Consider the following 18,047-nt stretch of genomic DNA (forward strand, 5'->3'; position numbering starts at 1 on the left):
CCGGCTTCTCGGGATCATAGGGCATGACCGGGTCCATATCCGAAGCCGGAACAAAGAGCCAGATGGCATAAGACAAATGGAGCCAAGGCAGGGCCTGAATCAGGCGCGTTCAGCGATTGCGCAGCAGTTCGATCTGCGTGGCGCTGATCCGCCTGGCGTGAATCGGCCAGCCCTGTTGCAACAACAGCAACAAGGTCTGCTGGTCGTTGGTACGGAAAACGCCGCTGATGTGAACGTCCTGCAAGCTCGGATCGCCAATCTGCAGCTTGGTATCACTGTAGCGATTCATTTCGGCAATCAGCGCGGGCAGGCGCCAGTCATGCACGAACAGCTTGCCTTGCGTCCATCCCTGCGCCTGTTGCAGGTCGATCGGATGCACCGGCGTGATATGTCCGCTTTGGTCATACGTCAGCGCCTGGCCAGCCACCAGAGATGCATCCTGCGTAGCGCCGTCCGGCGATTGGGCCGCGATGGCGAGCTTGCCCTTCAGCAGGGCGACATCCGTGGCCTGGTCATCAAGACGGACCTGGAACTGCGTGCCAACCGCCGTCACCGTGCCGGATCCCGCATGCACCACAAACGGCCAGGCATGATTGCCCTGCACCGTGAATTGCGCCTGCCCATGCAACAGATCCACACGGCGCGTGCGTTCGCTATAACGCACCACGACCTTGCTATCCGTATCGAGCAGGATGGATGAACCATCCGCAAGCTTCACAGCCTGCTGCTGACCGGCTGCCGTGGTGTAGGCGATTCCGGCGGGATCGGCCGGTGGCGCCAGCCAGCGCGGCACGATCGCCAACGCCAGCAGCGCGGCCAGTCCGACAGCGAAGGTCGGGATAAGCCAGCGTTTGGGCGAGCGGACGGAGGGCTCCCGAAGCAGGGCGCGACTCGCGGCCGCCATGACGGCTGGATCTTTCAGCGCATCCTTGCTCTGCTTCCACAGCTGTTCGATGTCCCGGTAAGCCGCCGCATGCGCCGGATCCGCCGCAAGCCAGCGCTCGAACGCGGCGCGCGCATCGGCGGGACAGTCTGGCTCGAGCAGGTGCACAAACCACCGCTCGGCCTCGTCGTATATGCCGAGCTCCGTTGCCACGTCTGTGTCGCGCCTGTCCATGACCATTACAACGTATCCTTGGACGAATCGCCTACCTTGCGCCGCAGCTGGGCCAGCGCGGTAGCAAGATGCTTTTCCACCATCTTTACGGAAATGCCGCAGTGTTCGGCAATCTGCGCATGGCTCATGTCATGGGCGCGCTTGAGCAGGTACACGCGCTGGCATTTCGGCGGCAACTCCAGAATGGCCTTGGAAAGGCGGGTGACCTGCTGGTCGTAGGCGGCGCGCTGTTCGGGCGTGTGCTCGCTGGCCGCGATGTCCAGCCCATCCAGCGCCACGTGCTCCTTGCGGCGATGGGTCAGGGAGGCCCGGAACTGATCGTGTGCCACGTTGACGGCAATCCGGTAAAGCAACTGCTTCCAGGCTGAAGGCGGTTCGGACTCGCGATAGCGAAGCAGCTTGGTCATGCTCTCCTGCGCCGCATCTTCAGCATCCTGCTCGGACGCGGTGCGCGTGCGCAGAAACTGCACCAGGCCGCGAAACTGGCTACGGATAAAGGCATCAAAGCTTTGCGCATCCGCGCGTGCATCAATGGCCGGGATTTCCGGCAACGGAACGATCGACGCACTCTCCCGCTTGTTATCCATCCCCTGCTTTTCACCCACCCCACACCCGGTCGAATGTGCAGCAAATGTGAGCAACATGCAACGAATCTGCAATCAAACGGTGAGTGCAGCGGAGTGGTCTGCAAAAGGTCGGGTCAGGCGCGTCAGCTTTTCGTAAGCGTGGCGCGCGTTCTTTTTTTCCTTTTGGTAAAGCCTCGGGTGGCCAGGTCCCGCAAGCTGGGCTGCCGGCACTTGCGGCACGCTATTCCGGCGCAGGGAACCAGATTCGGTCAGATCCGAGGTCTCAGGAAGGCGGCTGGATCACGCGGCCTCGATGCGCGGGCGATGGGGGTGCCGCAAAGCAACATCCCCGTATCGGACGATGCCCAGGTAAATTTCGACGTTCCCAACAATGCAAATTTCAAGTATTAGTGCGATCTTATTCGTTTCGCACTTTACCCCTAAGGAACCACCATGCGTATCAACCCAACCCTCATGGCTCTTGCGGTCGCCGCCCTGGTGGGCGTACCGAGCGCCGCGGTACACGCTCAGACCGGCGGCGGCGACAGCGCACCGCTGAATGGTCCGGTCGTGCCGGGCGTCTGCTACCTGTCGCGTGAGCAGATCTTTGCCCAGGCCAAGGTCGGCCAGGCGGCCAGTCTGCGTCTGCGGCAGTTGGCCGAGCAGGCACAGAGCGAGGTCGATGCGGAGCGCAAGCCGATCGACGCCGACGTGCAGGCGTATCGCGCGAAGGCTTCCTCGCTGACCGCCGAACAGCGTCAGTCGCAGGAGCAGGCCTTGTCGCAGCGCCTGCAGGGTGTGCAGGCCGATCAGCAGACCAAGGCGCGGCAGTTGCAGGCAACGCAGGCCAAGGCTTTGCAGCAGATTGCCGGGGAAGCACAGCCGGTCATCGCGAGCGTCTACAGCAGCAGGAAGTGCGGCGTGTTGTTCGATCGCAACGCGGTGCTTGGCGGCAACATGACCAACGACCTGACGACCGCCGTGATCGCGGGCCTGGACGCCAAGGTCACGACCATCTCGTTCAATCTGGAGCCGGCACCGGCTGCCAACACGACGGGTGGTACCGGCACGCCTTGATCGGCGCGTAAGCCGATGTGCGTGCCGCGAGCATGCACGCGAGGGATCGGCACGTTATATCTGGCATCTACGTGATTCACCTGCACGTCTGGCGATAAACACATCAGTCGGCGGTGGTGGATGTAAGCGTGATCGACCGCAAAGAAAAGGAGGGGGCGCATGCTCCCTCCTTTTTTTCATGACGACACGTTGCCCACTCGCTACTTCGAAATCAGCAGCAACAGCGATTGCCCGCACTGGCTGTATGTGGCGCCGCTTCCGCCGATCAACGTTTCGTTGCCCGGCGTGACCCAGGTATTGGGGCCATCGTTCCAGTTGCAGGTATCCGTCACGCGATACCAGTTGGTGCCGGTGGGCGGCGGCGGCAAGGTGAAGGTGACGCTGCCGGACCAGCCGTTGTAGGCGATGTAGATGGAGTTGCTATCGCCGAAGGACGAGCCATTGATGGTGTAGGCGATGGCGTAGTTGCTGGTGTTGTCCCAGTAACTGGTTGTCGCCTGCACGCCGCTCGGTTCCCACCATTCCACCTGGCTGGTGGTGTACCAGTTCTCCGGGCGTAGCGCGGGGTGCGCAAGACGGAAGGCGATCGCGCGCTGGGCGAAGTTGTAGAAGTTGGATTGATCGCTCATCCAGGAATAGTTGAGCCAGTTCGCGGTGGAGTCGACGTTGTACGGATTGTTGTTGCAGTTGAGCGAACGCAGGTACTCATCGCCGCCGGCCATGATCGGCGTACCGGCGGAGAGCATGGTGAAGGCCAAGCCCGTGCGTGCCGCACGACGCTGGTCTTCCGCGGCGCCACCCTGGTTCCAGCTGTAGTTGGTGGTGTTGCCGCCCGACGAAGGGCCATATGGCCAGGCCTGGTTGTTGTTCGGGCTGTTGCAGTAATACACGTCGAACAAGGTAAAGCCGTCGTGGATGTCCATGTAGTTGGTGGAGTTCCACGGATAGCGGCCATTGCCCTGGAAGATGCTTGAGGAGCCGGTGAAATCCTGCGCATCCTGGCCGATCGAGATGGTCATGTTGCCCAGTTCGTTCTGCGCCTGGCGCAGCGTGTTTTCAAACACACCATTCCATTCCGACCAGCCCAGCGGGAACTGTCCCTGATTGTCGCCGCCGCTGGCGCTCCACGGTTCGGCGAAAAGATCCAGGCCGCTGCCGCCGCCGGCCGGGCGCACGGTGAAGTTGTCCAGAATCTGGTTGAGCGCGATGTTCGGATCGGAAGCATCAAAGTTGAAGCCACCGTTGGGACAATTCGGCGCAGCCGACTCATACGACTGATTGAGGCAGTTGTTGCCGAGGATCGGTGCTTCGTCAAAGCGGAAGCCATCGACACCCATGCTCGTACTCCAGTACGCGAGCGAGTCGATGATCATCTGCTGGGCAACCGGGTTATAGGTATTGAAGTTGCCGCCGGTTCCGGTGTCGTCGTAGAAGTATTGATTGCCGGTGGTCAACTCGTAATACGTGGCGTTGTCCAGCCCGCGCCACGAAAACAGGGTCGCCGTGGTGGGATCGGTGCTGCTCCAGGTGCCGCCTTCGGCGGTGTGGTTGTAGACCACGTCCATGTACACCTTGATGCCGGCATTGTGGAACGCTTGCACCATCGCCTGGAATTCCGCGGTCGGGCCGCCCGGTGCCTTGTTATAGGCGTAGCGGCGATCGGGCGCGAAATAGTCCTCGGTCATGTAGCCCCAGTAGTTCTGATCCTGGGTGGAATCGGGGATCACGTCGTTTTCGTCGTTCTGCGTTTCCTGCATGGGCAGGAACTCGACCGCGGTAACACCGAGGCTCGCCAGATAACTCGCCTTGAGTCCTGCACCGTAATAGGTGCCCTGATACTGCGACGGCGTGTTCGGATCCTGCATGGTCAGGCCGCGCACGTTCACTTCGTAGATCACATCGTCTTTCTGCGCGCGCGTGGGCTTGGTCCCGGTGCTTTGGCTGCCGGGTGCCAGCACGACGCCTTTCGGTGCGTAGGTGCCGCTGTCGATCAAGCGATAGGCTACGCCGAAGCTGGCATCGACCGTCGCGCCGCTGGCAAAGATGTCGGCATTTTTATTGTTGGCGTTGAGCGGATCCTGGCTGATTTCCCGCGCGTAGGGATCGAGCAGCAGTTTGTTCGGATTGAAGCGATTGCCGTTGCTGTCCACGTCGGAGACAAAGCCGACCGACGAGCCTTTCGTCCAGCTTGAGCTATACGGCCAGTTCGGTCCCCAGGCGCGATAGCCGTAATACACCGCGCCGGTAATGCCGGCCGCCTGGATCGACGAAACCGGCACCAACACTTGCCACACGCCGTTGCCGACATTGCTCAGGGCATAGGTTGCCGATTCCTGCACGCCGTAGCCGGCGCTGTACAGATACAACACCATGTAGGTGGCATTGGCGGAGTAGACGCGGAAAGTGATCTGCGTCTGTTGCGAGTTGTAGCTTGCGCCCAGGTTCATGCTGTCGATCGCAGCGTGCGCGGGCTGCACAGGCGCTGCAAACAGGCTGATGCAAATCAGCAAGGCGGCGAGAAACTTCGGACACTTCATTCGGGCATGCCTCCATCCTGCTTCATGAGTGAACAGGTTCAATGGACGTGCTTAGCGTGATTTCCCTGAAGTGCATGCAGGCGCGACCGCCTGCAGCCGCAGCTGTTGTCGTAGGCCGAATCGATCTCCCCATCGATTGCGCGTGATGCACGCAGTTTTGGCGATGCGTCAGCTGGTGCGGCGGATAGTAGGAAGCATCGCGGTGCAGCAACCAGCGTATGCATACGTATTCATTGGAAGAAATGCGTTGTCGTTGCGAGAACGCGCCGTGTTGTGTGAAGAGGATGTGGAGATGGACGGTTATCCGGGGCTCGGTGCCCCGACCATGCAATGCCGCCAACGAGACGACATCGATCGCGGGGAGCGCAAAACAAGACCGCCGCGAGGTCGCGGCGGTCTTGTTTCCGTTGAAACTAAGGTGACTGGCGCATCACCACGGTGCAGTCACGATCGAAGAGAGTGGCTCGCCAAAAAATACCGGCGCTGCCTTGTTGGTGCGTGGCTCGCTGTCCGCTACCGTGGTCTGCGGGTGAGCAGGGTGCGCCCACTTCGGCGAGCGCAGCACCATCAGCGCCACCATCAGGTTGCCCTGCAATTGGGGCACGGCGTCGTGGACCAGGTCGCGCAACGCAGGATTGCTGGACGTGGCCTTGATGCACTCGTAAGCCGAAATGATCCGGTTGTGATCGCGTACCAGCAGTCCAGCGAACGATTTGTCAAAGGCCTCGCCGTTCAACGATTGCAACGAAGCGGGGATGGCGTGCTCGTTGACCACCGACTTCGCGGTGCCAGCCAGCAGCAACGCAAGCTGTGCGTCCAGTGTGGTGCGCTCGCGGATAACGGTATTGGCCAGGTCGAGCACTTGCGGATTCTTCGACTTCTGCAAGGCCAGCGTGGCCATCGCGATCTGCGCGGCGTTATCCGCCATGGCCTGGGACAGGAAGGCCTGCTCTTCGGGACTTAGCGACGGATGGTCGTCAGCAGCACGAGTCAGCTCGGGCGCCACGGTCAGCAGCATGACCATCATCAATGTCGATATGTACCCGAACCAGCTGACCTTGCGCATAACTATCCCGACCTGACGCATCAACAGGGAACTCCCCCTTGGCCATCAATCTGAACTTTGGGAAGTTCAAAAGGTGTTTAGAAATTGTCAGGCTCTCATAGGTCGACCGTGCGGCGGATCGCGCATCTTCAGCAAGGTCGGCGCGGCGTGTGCAAGCGGGCGTAAGTTCTTCACCTCAGTTAACACCTTCGCCCAGCCGGATCTTCCGTGTCGCCCCACCGACTGGCCGATGGAACGACGCCCCATCACGCCCCCGGGTGGTACACCCGTTCAATATGTCCCTGCAATTGTTCGGGCCAAAAGTAAACCTCGCGCAGATTCCCGGTGGTGTATCGCTCGGCTTCGTCGTTGAAGTGCGGTGAGTCCGGATGACCGCTCTCCCCACCCGCGGTCAGGGCGCGGGCGCGCACCTTGTCGCCGAACTCGACCACGGCAACAAAACTGTTGCCGCTGGTGCCGTAGTAACGCTTGGTGCCGGGCCAGCGGTGCGCGCCGAAGGAAGCGAGCGAACCCCAGCGCGACGAGGTGAACGGCACCGGGATGCTCGGCCTGGCATCGTTGAAGGCTTGCACGATGTCACCGTTGAGACGTTGATAGCGATTCACCTCGCCCCAGGGTATGCCCCAGCTGCCGAAGTCCTGTTGCAAACGATCGACCGCATCGGCCAATGCCTGCAGGCGCACCTGCGCGCCGGCGGTCTTGGCCATCCGGTCATACATGGACAGGCCTTCGGCGTTGTCGGCCTTGTCCATCGTGTCCCACAGCGTGTCGCCCCAGAACACCGCCAGCGTGGTGGGCATCGAGGCGATGCCCCAGCGGTAGTCCCAGCTGCGCAGCATGGCGATCGGGCCGGCCAGCTTGCGTTTCAGCGGATCGCCGGCCGGAAGGGCATCGTAGTCGCCGATCAGGATCGGCAGTTGCCGCGCGAATTCCGGCAGATAGGAATCGAAGGCCAGCGTAATCAGTGACTCCAGCGTGAAACCTTGCTTGCCGGTCAGCAACATCGTGGCGTGAACGCCGCGCGGGTTTTCGCCCACCGTGTCCATGTAGCGCGGAAAATCTTCCCGCTTCGGACTGTATGGGCCGGCCGCGGAATAGGGCCAGTCATTGGTGTTCATCACCCAGCCGTTGGGCGGGTTCAGCACATGCGGCAGTTCGTCGAGCGCGTGCAAGCCGTGCCAGTCGGTCGCGGGGTCGCTGCCATCGACCGGTTTGGTGTAATCGAAGCGGTTATCGCGCCTGGGCATGAACTGCGGATGCAGATAGGCGATCTCGCCCTTGTCATCCGCGAAGATGGTGTTGTTCGACGAGTTGGCTTTCAATGCGGCCACTTTCATGTAGCTGGCGTAATCGGTGGCCTTGGTGCGCAGCCAGCTTTGCTCCAGCGCGGCCACGGGTCTGTTCATCAGCGCCTCGGCAATCCACTTCCCGTCGTCGGCGCGCACGATCGGGCCATGATGGGTGGCATAGACGGTAAAGCTGCGCTCGCCGATCGAGCCGTCACGCCGGCGGTAAGGCACGCTGATCTGTCGCGTGAGCACCGGCCGCAGGTGATCGCCGTAGCGATAGAACAGCTTGCCGTTCTGATGCACGATCGTCTCGGCAAACTGGTCGACGTTATCCGCGGTGGTCGAGGTGTGCATCCAGCCGATATGCGGGTTGAAGCCCTGGTAAACGAAGAACTGTCCCCAGGTCACCGCGCCGTAGGCATCCAGGCCCTGATCGCTGCTCATCTGCAGCTCGGAGCGGAAGTAAAACGAAGTGTGCGGATTGATCAGCAGCAGGGCATGACCATCGGCGGTCAGCTTGGGCGCGATGGCGATGCCATTGGAGCCGGATGGCTCCACCCAGCTCGATGGCGTGTCGATGCTTGCCACGGCGTGATCGTCTGCGCCGTAAAAAGCCCGAAGTTGATCGAGCGATACGCGCTCGATATCGCCGCCGATACTGCCTTCGCTGAAGCTTAGGGCCATCCACGGCTCGAAATGCGTGATCACCCGCGGATGCACGTCTGGATGCGTGGCGAGATAGTCGTTGAGTCCATCGGCCCAGGCATTCATCAGCGCCTTCAGCCAGTCCGGACTGTTGGCGTAGTCGCGCTGCAAGGTGGCCGGATCGATAAACAGCTGCATGCGCAGATCGCGCCAGATCGCCGATTCACCCTCGGCTTCAGCCAGCCGTCCCATGGCATTGAGGTAATTGGTTTCGACGCGATTGAAATCATCTTCGGCCTGCGCATAGGCCATGCCGAACACCGCGTCGGCGTCGGTCTTGCCGTGTACGTGGGCTATGCCCCAGTCATCGCGGGTGATGGTGACGGCCTGCGCTTCGCGTTGCCAACGGGCTTGTTCCGGCGTGCCCGCGTGCGTTGCGGCGGCAACAAGGCATGCAACGAGGGCGACGGAAAGCGAGCGTTTTAGGTACGAATGCCAGCGGCTGGAGCGGTCCGCTTTTTTTCCAGGAGTGATTTGCCTGAAAGAAACGACAAAGATGGATGGCATCGCCCCGCAGCCCGCTCGATAGATGTCGGGGCATGGTAGCGAATGAACCCATCCCGTGCGTGACGCAGGCCCGGGTATAAACCCGGGCCTGCACCGTTCCGGCAACCACTTTGGTCGCGATTATTTGGCCAGGTTGGAGATCAAGGCGGCCTGCATGCTGCCCCAGCCAGTGACCAGGTCGTAGCCCACTTCAGCCGAATACTTCTTGTTCTTGCCACTGGTAATGTCGTGGAAAGTATCGGCGTAGATGGTGCTGTTGGTGGCGTTGTTGTCGTAGATGGTCGGGTTAATGAAACCAGCATAAGCGGTGCTGCCGTTCTCGACCGTCTGCTCGTTGATCAACGCGGTGAAGGCCGCCCACAGCGGCGCGGCAAAGCTGGTGCCGCCGTACTCGTTGGCGGTGCAACTGCCGTTGCCACAGGCGTAGTAGGTGTAGTTCGCGTTGGCCGCTACGTCCGGACCATTGCGATAGGTCTTTGAGCCACCATTGGCCGAGGTGATGATCTTGCTTTCGTAATCAGACTGCCAGGTGGGAATGGCGATTTTGTCCGGTGACACGCCACCCGAGGAGTCGGCCCATGCGGTCTCCGATTTCCAGGCGCCGGCGGCGCTGGCCGTGGTGAGGTCGGTACCACCCACGCTGATGACATAGTCGGCGTCGGCCGGCCAGGCGGCCGCGGCGCCGGTCGCGGTCCACTCGCCCGAGTCGCCGGACGCGGTATAGAAGCTCTGTCCTTGTGCCGCCATCTTCTCCCAATAGGGATTGAGCGTGGTCGGATCGTCCGGCGTCCAACCCCACGAGCAGCTGATGGTCAGTGGCAGCGGGCTGTAGGTGGTCATGTCGCTGATGATCGCGGTGTCGGTGGAACCGACAAACATCAGCACGTGGCTCAACCCGGGCGCCATGCCTTGTGCCTGCGTGGTATCGATGGTCTGTTCGATATCCGTGCAGCTGCCGGTGCAATTGGTGGCTGTGCCGTCGGTGGAGATGAGGGTGAGGTTGTTCGGATTGGTTTCCTTCGCCCCGGTGTAGTACAGCTGCACGTCCGACGTATTGATGCCTTCGTATTCCCACAGACCCAGGGTCTGGCCGGAGCCAGTAAGCGCGGTGCCGCCATAGTAGGCCGCGCGCATGTCGCTACCCAGGAACGAAGCCGACGGACCCGAACCGGTGGTGGCGTGCGAGACTGCGTCTGCCGACTGCGCTCCGAAGGCGTCGCTCTTTTTCACATACAGCGGATGCGGAATGGAATAGTTGTCCAGACCCGACACGTGCCACAGCGGAATCGCTAGCGAAGTGGTCGGTTCCCGGTCGGGGCTGAAGAAGACGCGATTCTCGGTGGGATGCTGATACGTACGCATCTGCACGTTGAAGGCTGCCTGCACCGCGGAGACCGGACCCACCGCCTGCACGTCCATGCCATCGCGGCTGCCGCCGGTGATGGTGAAGCCATACTGCTTCAGATATTGCACCACCGTGTCGTAGTCGTTCTGCGTCGGACCAAATTGCGCGGTGAACTGTTGTGGCGTGAGGTATTGGCGATACTGCAGGCTGAGCGGATTGGTGACGTTCGCCACGAACTGATCAAGGCCGGCCTGGTCGCGTACCGGCAACACCACGTCGATACTCATCAGCTTGGTGGCAGGCAGGCTTCCTACCAGCTTGGCGGTCGACTGGCTCACCACGTCCCGCACATGGTGAGTTTCGAACTGTGCCGCCTGCGCGACGCTCGTGACGCCGAAGGCCAGGGCAATGGCAAATGACAGGCCGCATGTTTTGCGTGCCAGGCCGGAAATTCCTTTAGTGAGATTTTTTCCCGTCGAATCTGTTCTATTCATCGTGAGCTACTCCCAAGTAGTCAGTGAAAGTAAAAGAAGAGATTGCGAGGAATCTAGACTAGTGCTCCCCTCCCCAGGGGTGCCGAGTGGCCGCGGAAGCGTAGGCGCAGGTTTGTGGTTGCCGAGTGAAAACCCGTATCAAACAACGGGGGGCAAACGGGACAAGTTGCGTTTTCTGATCAGCGTCGCTATTGCAGTGGAAAACTCATCAACATTGCGCGGACTTTCTTGCGCTATGTGATGATCGCTTTCACATGCGAGCTTGTGTTGTGCATGCAGCGTGCATGCAGAGAGAGCAACTACAGCAGCTGTCAGACGTTGAACCCGGCTGTTTGCGCAACAAGGATGGCGTTGAGGCCAATCACGGCCGCCACCGCAGCGATGGCCAGCGTGCGAACACCCGCGCCATTGCGATAGTTGCCCATCACATCACGCCGGTTGGTGAACCACACCAGCGCGACCATCGGAAAAGGCAGCGCAAGACTCAGCACCACCTGGCTATCGATCAGCGCCTGCGTGACGTTCACGCCGATGGCGACTACGGCAAAACTGGGCACCATGGTGATCGCGCGCCGCAGCCACAGTGGAATCTGCCGGCGAGTAAATCCTTGCGTGATCAGCTGGCCCGCCATGGTGCCCACCACGGAGCTGGACAGGCCGGACGCCATCAGCGACAGCAGAAACAGTCCGGCGGATGCGGCGCCGAGCACCGGTTGCAGCGTGTGATAGGCAGTTTGAATTTCCGCCACACCAGCATGGCCATGATGAAAGGCGCCGGCAGCCATCACGATCATCGCCACATTGATCAGGCCGGCGATGGTCAGCGTTACGCCGACTTCTGTGTGCGAATACTTCAACAACTTCCGGCGCTCGGTTTCGTTTCTTGCCGGCACCCGCGACTGCGTGAGTCCGGAATGCAGGAACAGCGCATGCGGCATCACGGTGGCGCCGATCATGCCAACGGCGAGATTGGCGGCCTGCGCATCGGGCAACTGGTACACCACCAGCCCTTCAATCACGCTGGGCCACTGCACATGCGCGATCAGCAGTTCCGCGAGATAGCACAGCCCAATCACGCCCACCAAGGCACCGATGAGAATTTCCAGCGGACGAAAGCCGCGCTTTTGCAGCATCAGCACCGCATACGTCGCTATCGCGGTGACCACCATGCTGACCAGCAAGGACAGGTGGAACAGCAGCGACAAGCCGATCGCACCACCCAGGAACTCGGCCAGATCCGTCGCCATCGCTGCGATCTCGCTGACGACCCACATCGTCAGCACCAGCGGCATCGGGAAATGTTCCCGGCTGAGTTCGGCCAGATTGCGCCCGGTCACAATGCCCAGCTTGGCCGACAAGGCCTGGAACAGCATGGCGATCAGGCTGGCGACCAATGTGACCCACAGCAGGCTATAACCATAGCCCGCGCCGGCCTGGATATTGGTCGCGACATTGCCCGGATCGACATAGGCCACCGAAACGACCAGCGCGGGCCCGACGAACTTCAACCACGCTCTCCAACCCGGCACCTGCCCTTCGAGCGCCCGGCGAATGGACACAACCGCGCTGTCGGCGACGGGCAGGGTGCCGTCCAGGACGCGGGTGTTCATGGCGTGGCTCGGGTGGCTTTCATGGTAGGACGGGGCAGGCGGCTCAAGGACCGGAATGAGAACCACTCTAATCCCGGGCCTTGCCTTCAATGAATTCGATTGTTCCTATGCTGTCGATAGTCCCGGACTATCGGTCCCAGACAGGCCAGGGCGCGTGGGGTTGTAGGCCGCGAGGAACGGACGCGGTCAGCAAGCACGCGTTCACCTGTAGGACATCCGCTGGGCAGGAAACTGTGCGGTCGCAAGCCACCGGGATTCCGGGTCCAGGAGTCGTAGTGCCGTACCGTCACGCTGTTAACCGTCTTTCCCGCAGTCGCTACATCCTGGGTGGGGCCTTGCTGCTGCTGGCGTGCGTGGCGCCGATGCGGGATCTTCAGGCCAAGACCACGACCTCCTCGCACAAGAGCACGTCGAGCGAGCCGAGTTCCAGCCTCGCCATTCAGGTCAACAACGACCGGCTGACCCTGACCGTGGCCAAAGCACCGCAGGTGTATCTCACCGGCGTGATCGACGCCAATGCGCCGCAACGTTTTGCCACCATGGTGCAGACGGGCAAGATCGCGCCCGGTTCCGATATCTATTTGAATGCCACCGGCGATGACATCCACGCCGGCATCGCCCTGGGCCGGCTGTTCCGCCAGGGCTCGATGGTGACCCACCTCGGTACGCCGCGCCTGCCTCGTCACACCGGCATGGTCGGCAAGCCGGCCACCTGCACCGGCGCCTGTGCTTACGCCTTTCTCGGCGGCCTTTACCGCTGGGCGCCCACCGGTGCGGATCGCATCGGTTTCCCTTCCGCATCCGCGAACGATCCCAAGCCGGCCAGCGCCGACCAGGCACCGCAGACTCCGGATGAATTCACCGCTTATTTGAAAGACATGGACATCGACGCCAGTGCGCTCATGCCGCTGCTGGCTGCGGGGCATGGCGAGATGGTCTGGCTGACCGCCGATCAGATGATCGCATCGCGGCTCGCCAACAATGGGCGCCTTCCGCTTGTCGCCACCTACCAGCTTCAAGAAGGCGCGCCGTATCTCGTGCTCGATGAAGTGAAGCGCGGCGGCGAACACCGCATGACCCTGCAATGCAAGAAAGAAGGTGTCACCCTCACCGCCTACAACACCATCGGTGCCGACCACGCCAGGCAGATCGTTGCGCGCAGCGCGCGCTCATTCTTCGAAATCAATCGCGTAGAGAGCCAGCCGCAACAGCAGGACAATGCCACGGTGGATGATCAATCCGTCGTCGTCACCCGCACCTATCCGGCGTCACAGCTAGGCAGCCTGATCAGTGCGCACACCATCGGCGCCTGGGTGCGCGACCGCAGCAGCTCGCTGCGTTACGGCTTTGAATTCGAGCTGGACGGGCTCGATCGCATCATGAATACGTATTACCAGAGCTGCTGGCAGTATGCCCCGTGGCAGGCGCCGTCACAGAAGAGTTGAGGGGCAGGTAGTAGCGTCAAGACGGGGCAGCTTTGTGACATGACATCGCTGCTTCCTGCGCGGGGGACACGCTGGGTTTCCACTCCCGAGACGAAGCGGGCGTTGCATTTCAAAATCCCTGTTGTCCATACAGCATGAAGGGAAATGTATGCGAACCATCCTGGCCTTTGCACTGTTGTTGTCAGCGGGCCCCGCGTTTGCGGCTCACGATGCGCAAGCCGTCATCAATACTTGCTGGCAAGGGCATGATCATGCAGGCATGAGCGCATGCGTGGCGGATCAAGCCGAAGCATCCCTGCAGGATCTCACCAACACCGAGAACACAATCCGCCTGGCCATCCGGGACGGCACTTACGATCCGGCCTTTCCAACGTATCAGACTGACGCGCTGGCGGACCTTGACGCTGCCAGCAATGCCTTCAAGCTCTACCGAACCGAGCATTGTGCGTTTCAGGCTGCTGTCGCCTCCAAAGGAAACGGCGCCGAGGATGTTCGCAAAGCATGCGAGGCCGTTCTCAACAGCGAGCGCGCGGATCAGTTGAGAGCTTCCAAGCCATGGCTTTGATCGAAAGAGCTGGGTGATCTGCCATGCATCACCTGCGTGTTTTCCCTCCGATACAGAATTGATTTTCGCATTCCCCCGTGTTCGCGCAAAACTCGGATAACCGTCAAGGCGGAGTAAGCACCGTGAAAAAACCAAGTGAATTGTTGAAGGCGGCGGATATCGAGGCCATGAGCGTCACGCGGTCAGTCCACACCTTGAATCCCAATGCAATTCGGCTGAGAAAGCGGGTTGGCGATGCCGTCGGCCTGACCCAGCTTGGCGCGCACATCATCACGATCATGCCTGGCCACGAATCTTCCGAATATCACCGCCATCTCTATGAGGAAGAGTGTGTCTACATTCTTTCTGGTGATGGGGAAGCACTTATCGACGAACAGCGCTACAGCATCGGCGCGGGCGATTTTCTTGGTTTCCCCCGAAAGGGTCCGGCTCACGTCCTGATCAATACAGGAAACGATCCCCTGGTGTTTTTCGTGGTTGGGCAACGACTGGAACAAGATGTATGTGACTACCCGCATAAGAAAGTCCGGCTCTACACCGCGGGCGAAGACGAGGCTTATACCGAGCTCTGAGCTGACACACGCGAACAGAGGGCGGTATCACCGAGCACTGTGTTTCGTTATGCCCGGTAGCCGCTTTTGTTGCGTATCGGGTCGACGCTTCGGGGGCTGGCAAAATAGAGTCGGAACGTCCGGATAGCTAGGGTCAACAACCCAGTTCGGTATACGCCTGTTGCATTTGTTGTTCTGTAAGCCCGCGTTTAAGCAGCTCCTCGTCGGTCATGCGGCCCTTAAAAAGGGCATTCTTGCAATTAAGTAATTTCCCGGTCGCGCGGAGAACGCTCTTAAGACTAGGTGGCGGGACGACACGGATACCTGGCGCGGTGGAAACGAGATTCGAGCCAGGGATTGCCGGAAGTCCGCTCGATTGAGCGTCATCCAGCGCCCGTGCGAAAGCCGCATTTCCGTAAGGAATGCGAGGCGCGGGAGGAGGGGGTGTACTCTCAACGACTGGCGGCGTGATGCTCGCAGGATGGGCGGACAAGACGGGTTGCGAGTGAGCGTAAGCAGACGTGGCCTGCTTGATATGCGGGACGCGCAACACAGAGTGCCCGGCTTTCCTGGCTGCTACGCTGCGCCGGAGGCGTGGCAGCAGTTCTATCCGTAGTGCAGGCTCTCCGGCACTGGACCGTGATGGACGAAACGACCATGGTGTCGGTGGGCACATCAGAAATAGCATAAGTCCCAGATGTAACAGCATGGTCAGTGCCAGGGCCATGCTGCGAATCAGGAATCCCCGCCAATTTGCGATCAAACTCCGCAGCGTGTTGGTCGACGTGGCCGGCACGAGCAAGGTCCCTTTGAATCGCGTTTAGCGTAGGACCGTTACCAAGGCACCGGGTTCCCCGTCGTACCTGGCAAGAACCTGCTTTCGAGTCGTTGACTATCCAAGGAGCGCCAGACGTGACACCAAAAAGAACGTTCGCCGTATCCATCGACGAGATAAAACAAAACTTCGCCTTCGGCGACGTATTTTCCGGTAGCTACACAAGAGCGGTAACGATGTCGGATGGATCGGTGCGCGAAATCTCGCTACGCCCCGTAATAAGAGAGGGTGAGCTCGTGGTGGAGCTCAAAGACGGCGAGCACGTCAGCTACCTGGGGCCAAACGGCGCCGCGACACACGGCACGCTGATGATCAACCTCACAGACATGGGCGTGCTTGGTAACGATCCAGCGCACACCGCTTGAAGCCACAACCCCATGCCGACATAGAATTGGCCCTGTCCCGCCAAACCTAGAATCGCATGCGCTACTTATCTCTGCTACTTCTCGGCCCGTGGCTCGTGCTGTTGGCCTGGATCTATTGGGCGGCATGGAAGCGGTCTCGCCGCACCTGGCAGCACAAGGCGTATGACATGACAGTCATCGTCGTTGCATTGGCCACGGCCTACGGCTGTGCCCTGGCCGCCTATGATGACATCGCCACCCAAAACATCGGGAACTTTGGACGGGAAAGCGGCAGCATCTGGAAGCAAGTCATGCCGGCGCTATACGGCTACGGTGGTTTCGCGGTGGTGATGGTGGCCGGGTTGCTGGTGAAGTTGCTCCTTCGAAAACGAAGGCGCGATTTATTGAGCCGATAAATCCTTTCGCCATTGCGCAGACCTCTAAGGTTGCGGCTGCGCGACAATAATCGCCATTCCCAGCAGCGCGATACACGCGCCTCCGATATCCCAAGACGTCAACCTGACGCCGTCGACAAAGCGCAACCAAGCCAGCGCCACCGCAATGTAGATGCCACCATAGGCTGCATAAGTACGGCCAGCGGCAGTCGGGTGCATGGTCAACAACCATGCAAATACGCTGAGCGACATCAGTGCGGGTAGAAGTAGCCAGGCACTCTTTTGCTGCTTCAACACCAACCAGGGCAGGTAGCAGCCAACGATTTCAGCAACTGCGGTGAGAACAAACAATACGAACTGCCGGAAGAAGTCGAACATAAACTTGCTGCTTTATCGCGAAGAAAGTCGGCGCATTTTGACAGGCCGACATTGACGCCCGCCAGATGTTGCGACGCCAGGTCGAGAGATGAGTTGGATTCGCGATGGCAGAAAGGTCATTTCTGCCGAAGCAGAACACCGGGCGAATGCCGTATTTGCTTTATGCATTGTTTACAGCAATGTTGTGTACCGGCAGCTTGTTCGTAAGAAAAGTAAGGGGAAGGCCATTGATTTCCTCGCCATATACGCAGAAGCCAAGGCAACCGGCCCAGCCCCGTCCCGCGTCGCTTTGAAACCCGATACGATATTCAGCGTCTGGTGCGACTTCAGGGAGAAAGCGTGGCGGCATTTTTCAAACGCTGTCTGTTCGCCATGCCGCTATGGCTGTGCATGACCATGGCGCAGGCCCACATGACTGCCGGCGATACACCACCGGATTATCCGGGCGACATCCGTGGGGGCGACGCCATCCACGTGATGACAACAAAAAGATGCATCTTCGCGAACGAATTTGTTGATTCGACTTGGCAAGTCATCCAGTTGGAAGTGTCCGCCTTGGAACCGAAGTGCGTCTTTTAAGCGGAATGGGTGGGATCAGATCGGGTGAATATCGTGCACATAAGGAAGGCCACCATCGAGGACGCGGCCATCAGCTTCGCCATTCGTCGCGATGCGATTCGTGAGCAGTGCCGCGATCATTATCCCGCGGGTGATCTGGATATCTGGACCTCGGGAGAAATGTCGGAAACATTCGCCAAACGTGTCGCCGACGAGTTTCACGTTGCGACGGTGGATGGCCAGGTTGTTGGCACCGGCATGATCGACCTCGCGACAGGAAAAATCGACGCTATTTTTGTCCTCCCCCAATACATGAGGCGCGGCGTTGGGCGGGCCATGATGGATCATCTGGAAGACCTGGCGATGAGCGCTGGACTCAGCGTCATTCAATTGGATGCCACGTTGAATGCTGCCGCGTTCTACCGGGCACTAGGATTTGAAGGAGAAGCCAGAAGCACCTATCAGTCTTCTCTTGGGGTGAGCCTCGTCTGTGTGCCGATGGTTAAACACGTGCGGAGTACCCGGCGCCAGAGTGAGGGGTAATGCTGTGGGGCCGGGGCAGGTATCCGAGGTGGCAGATAAGTGCGTTTCCGATAAAGAGACGCGGTCAAGGTGTCCGCTTCGGCCGGCCGAAGTCGCAACCCTGGGCAGAGGCAATCCGTT

The 18,047-nt window shown here is 60.3% G+C and carries 16 protein-coding genes; 8 read left to right on the forward strand and 8 right to left on the reverse strand.

Features of this window, described 5'->3' with window-relative positions; all coding sequences use genetic code 11:
* Window positions 1-109 precede the first annotated feature (109 nt).
* Together ISP19_RS05520 and ISP19_RS05525 are read right to left on the reverse strand one after the other, a co-directional pair.
* Window positions 110-1,117, reverse strand: a complete 1,008-nt coding sequence (locus ISP19_RS05520) for a FecR family protein (protein WP_204680356.1) — start codon at window positions 1,115-1,117, stop codon at window positions 110-112.
* A gap of 5 nt (window positions 1,118-1,122) precedes the next feature.
* On the reverse strand, window positions 1,123-1,704 hold the full coding sequence (locus ISP19_RS05525; protein WP_204680357.1) for an RNA polymerase sigma factor: 582 nt from the start codon (window positions 1,702-1,704) through the stop codon (window positions 1,123-1,125).
* Window positions 1,705-2,136: 432 nt separating this feature from the next.
* Here ISP19_RS05525 and ISP19_RS05530 point away from each other — a divergent pair, with 432 nt between their 5' ends.
* The gene (locus tag ISP19_RS05530) at window positions 2,137-2,760 is read left to right on the forward strand and encodes an OmpH/Skp family outer membrane protein (RefSeq protein WP_204680358.1); all 624 of its coding nucleotides are present in this window, start codon (window positions 2,137-2,139) and stop codon (window positions 2,758-2,760) included.
* Between the two features lie 200 nt (window positions 2,761-2,960).
* On the opposite strand, the gene ISP19_RS05535 is transcribed toward ISP19_RS05530, so the two are convergent.
* From ISP19_RS05535 to ISP19_RS05555, 5 genes are all read right to left on the reverse strand, one after another.
* The gene (locus tag ISP19_RS05535) at window positions 2,961-5,297 is read right to left on the reverse strand and encodes an alpha-amylase family glycosyl hydrolase (protein ID WP_204680359.1); all 2,337 of its coding nucleotides are present in this window, start codon (window positions 5,295-5,297) and stop codon (window positions 2,961-2,963) included.
* 430 nt (window positions 5,298-5,727) lie between these two features.
* Window positions 5,728-6,363 (reverse strand): DUF4142 domain-containing protein, encoded by a 636-nt coding sequence (locus ISP19_RS05540; protein WP_204680360.1) that lies wholly within the window; start codon window positions 6,361-6,363, stop codon window positions 5,728-5,730.
* A 245-nt stretch (window positions 6,364-6,608) separates the two neighbouring features.
* Complete coding sequence (locus ISP19_RS05545; RefSeq protein ID WP_204680361.1) at window positions 6,609-8,864, reverse strand: penicillin acylase family protein; 2,256 nt, start codon at window positions 8,862-8,864, stop codon at window positions 6,609-6,611.
* A 120-nt stretch (window positions 8,865-8,984) separates the two neighbouring features.
* Complete coding sequence (locus ISP19_RS05550; RefSeq protein ID WP_204680362.1) at window positions 8,985-10,703, reverse strand: S53 family peptidase; 1,719 nt, start codon at window positions 10,701-10,703, stop codon at window positions 8,985-8,987.
* 311 nt (window positions 10,704-11,014) lie between these two features.
* Window positions 11,015-12,313: an Nramp family divalent metal transporter gene (locus tag ISP19_RS05555; RefSeq protein ID WP_204680363.1), complete on the reverse strand. Its 1,299-nt coding sequence runs from the start codon at window positions 12,311-12,313 to the stop codon at window positions 11,015-11,017.
* 275 nt (window positions 12,314-12,588) lie between these two features.
* Between ISP19_RS05555 and ISP19_RS05560 the strand changes: the two genes are divergently transcribed.
* The 5 genes from ISP19_RS05560 to ISP19_RS05580 all read left to right on the forward strand — a co-directional run bounded on the left by ISP19_RS05560 (window position 12,589) and on the right by ISP19_RS05580 (window position 16,469).
* Complete coding sequence (locus tag ISP19_RS05560) at window positions 12,589-13,758, forward strand: hypothetical protein (RefSeq protein WP_204680364.1); 1,170 nt, start codon at window positions 12,589-12,591, stop codon at window positions 13,756-13,758.
* Between the two features lie 259 nt (window positions 13,759-14,017).
* On the forward strand, window positions 14,018-14,323 hold the full coding sequence (locus ISP19_RS05565) for a lysozyme inhibitor LprI family protein (RefSeq protein WP_239556544.1): 306 nt from the start codon (window positions 14,018-14,020) through the stop codon (window positions 14,321-14,323).
* 122 nt (window positions 14,324-14,445) lie between these two features.
* Window positions 14,446-14,895 (forward strand): cupin domain-containing protein, encoded by a 450-nt coding sequence (locus ISP19_RS05570; protein WP_204680366.1) that lies wholly within the window; start codon window positions 14,446-14,448, stop codon window positions 14,893-14,895.
* 891 nt (window positions 14,896-15,786) lie between these two features.
* Window positions 15,787-16,074 (forward strand): hypothetical protein, encoded by a 288-nt coding sequence (locus ISP19_RS05575; protein ID WP_204680367.1) that lies wholly within the window; start codon window positions 15,787-15,789, stop codon window positions 16,072-16,074.
* A gap of 167 nt (window positions 16,075-16,241) precedes the next feature.
* Window positions 16,242-16,469, forward strand: a complete 228-nt coding sequence (locus ISP19_RS05580) for a hypothetical protein (protein WP_204680368.1) — start codon at window positions 16,242-16,244, stop codon at window positions 16,467-16,469.
* Window positions 16,470-16,493: 24 nt separating this feature from the next.
* Here the strand turns inward: ISP19_RS05580 and ISP19_RS05585 are convergent, their stop codons facing one another.
* The gene (locus ISP19_RS05585; RefSeq protein ID WP_204680369.1) at window positions 16,494-16,826 is read right to left on the reverse strand and encodes a YnfA family protein; all 333 of its coding nucleotides are present in this window, start codon (window positions 16,824-16,826) and stop codon (window positions 16,494-16,496) included.
* Window positions 16,827-17,165: 339 nt separating this feature from the next.
* On the opposite strand from ISP19_RS05585, the gene ISP19_RS05590 reads away from it, so the two are divergent.
* Window positions 17,166-17,405, forward strand: a complete 240-nt coding sequence (locus ISP19_RS05590; protein WP_204680370.1) for a hypothetical protein — start codon at window positions 17,166-17,168, stop codon at window positions 17,403-17,405.
* Between the two features lie 24 nt (window positions 17,406-17,429).
* Window positions 17,430-17,927: a GNAT family N-acetyltransferase gene (locus ISP19_RS05595; protein WP_284384921.1), complete on the forward strand. Its 498-nt coding sequence runs from the start codon at window positions 17,430-17,432 to the stop codon at window positions 17,925-17,927.
* Window positions 17,928-18,047 lie beyond the last annotated feature (120 nt).

The organism is Dyella flava (assembly GCF_016904955.1).
GTDB classification, from domain to species: Bacteria; Pseudomonadota; Gammaproteobacteria; order Xanthomonadales; family Rhodanobacteraceae; genus Dyella_B; species Dyella_B flava.